Raw genomic sequence first — 2,398 nt, forward strand, 5'->3', positions numbered from 1 at the left:
TTTTGTAAAAGCGACAGATTTAGATTGTATTTTTGAGTAATTTTTTAATTCCATATTTACATAAAACACAAAAAATATTAATAAACTTCCTATCTTTAAACCAAAACGTATTAAATTTTCTGGTTAAATCTCTTAATACGTTATGCATTGCTCTACAATGGGGCAGAATTATGGTGTAATTATGGTAAATCTATTTAAAAATCGTTTCTCCTTATGTACTTTTACAACAGCTATTCTTTTTTTTGTGCCCAACGCAAAGGCACAAGCTGATGCAGTTGGTGCTAAGATGCAACCTAGCAATGTAGTTAATGGTAACGTGCAAAATAGGCAAAATAGTAAGAATAATTTTTCATGTAAAGAAAGTGACTCATTTTATCGGTGCAATGATAAAAAAAATCATAACATTTTTAAAAAAACTTATCAAAAATCTAGTAAAAACAATGCTGAGGAAGCAGCTGTAGAAGCATTTGCCAAGGGGACGTGGATTAAAGGGGTTGATATAACTATTAAGGATGCTTCAAATAGTGATGGTTTGGATAAAGATTTTTGGGAATATGGTGTAGTAGCCAATGATGAGGGAGCTGTTGAGATAGTAAAAGGAGTGATTAATTCTACAAATGGTGTCGGAGTTCTGGCAAGTAATAGAGGAGTAGTTGAGATAATAGAAGGAACGATTGACTTTAAAAATGGTATCGGAGTTCAAACAAAAGAGAGTGCACGCGTCTTGATGAAGTCCGTTTCCATTACCGACAATGGTAGTCAGGCAACGGATGTAAATGAGAATAGTGAAAATTCGGCTTTTCAGATGTTGGGATATGGGGGGTATATCAATCTTGAAGAGGGTAACGTTAAGCTTTCTAATGCCCATGGTGTTTCATTTTCGGAAGTTGCTGGCTATATTCGTATAGATAATTCTACCATTGTAGTAGAGGGGAATGCGTCTTACGGCTTCCGTTTTCTTGGTGAGAAACGGCGCAATTATGATCCAGGAGAAGTTTTTCATGCGGAAAACTCGGCTTATGTTTTTCGCTATCATCATGGAGCGGGTTCAATTGTCTTCGGAAGTTTGCCGAAAAAAGGGATATTTGCGAGTGGGGCTGTTAATTTAATGCGTGCTAAGTTTATGGTTCCAAATAGTGCGGCTATTTATAGCAAAAAATCTGGTGCTAGTGTTAGCGTTGACTTGAAGGCTACACTTTCTGGAGATTTATTGTTGAAGGCTGAGGATAATTCTCTTGTGAAGGTTTCAGCTGATTGGGGTTCTACACTTATAGGGGGTGTTCTCATTGATAAAAGTTCTGTTGCTGAATTTAAGTTGAATGGAGGGTCAACATGGACTTTAACGCGACCGAAAAATAATAATTTGCAAAATTCTAGCTCTATGGGTGTTTCATCGATTTCATTGATACATCTTATTGATAGTTCTATTGTTTTTGAAAAACCAAACTCTAGCGGAGCTGGTAATTATCAAACACTCCGCATTGGAAAGGGATCAGGTGTGGTTTATAAGGCGCAAGGCAATGCGCATCTTTATCTCAATACGTACTTGAATGAGGGTGGTTCTGTAGAAAATCAACGGACCGATCGTGTTTTAATTCATGGTGATGTTTCTGGTAAAACAACAGTACATGTGCAAAGCGTTTCTGGAAGTCCAGGGGGGGCTACGGGGAGTGGTGGAAATGATCAAGGAATTTCGATTATCCAAGTTTTTGGGGCAGCAGAGAAGGATTCTTTTAAGCTGAATGGTGATTATGTTACGTTAAACAATTTACCTTATCAGTATAGACTCCGTGCTTATGGTCCAAAGTCTGAGTTGGGAGAAGGAAATTCTTCTCAAAAATTAGTTTTAAGTAGAAGAAGAGAATTTTGGGATTTTCGTCTAGAGAATTTGTCTGTTAAATCTGCTGATTCTCAACCTACAACTCTTCTTCCTTCTTCTGAGGTTAAGTCTGTAGTTCCTTCTTCTGAGGTTAAGTCTGTAGTTCCTTCTTCTGAGGTTGAGTCGGTTTCTCCGTCTCGACGAGGTGTAAGATCTGTTGTTCCTCAGGTACCAACTTATCTGCTTTTGCCAAATAGTTTATTCCATGCTGGTTTAATGGATATCAGCAATCAAAACAAGCAGTTGGAGAGAGTACGGACTAATCCTAGTGGAATGTTGGAAATTCGTGAAAATCCTGCTTCATTTTTGCGTGGCTATGGTGGGAGTTATCGTTATGTTTCAGATTTATCTGCGCTTGAATATGGTTATGGAGGGGATCTAGGGTACTATGCGCTAGAGACAGGTGTTTTGCTACAAACTGTTGAAAATGTTGACAGTACTATATCCTTTGGGGTTATGGGGTCTTATGGAAAGCTCTCTCTACAGCCTCAAGATGTTGCACAAAGCCAAAAAAGTACA

Annotated in this window: 1 protein-coding gene; it reads left to right on the forward strand. The window is 38.0% G+C overall.

Going from position 1 to position 2,398, the window contains the following annotated elements; all coding sequences use genetic code 11:
- Positions 1-181 precede the first annotated feature (181 nt).
- Positions 182-2,398: autotransporter outer membrane beta-barrel domain-containing protein (locus ACFIKE_RS09530; RefSeq protein WP_375649579.1), on the forward strand; the 2,217-nt coding region annotated here is incomplete at its 3' end.

Source organism: Bartonella sp. MU70NMGDW, from assembly GCF_042194085.1.
GTDB lineage: Bacteria > Pseudomonadota > Alphaproteobacteria > Rhizobiales > Rhizobiaceae > Bartonella > Bartonella grahamii.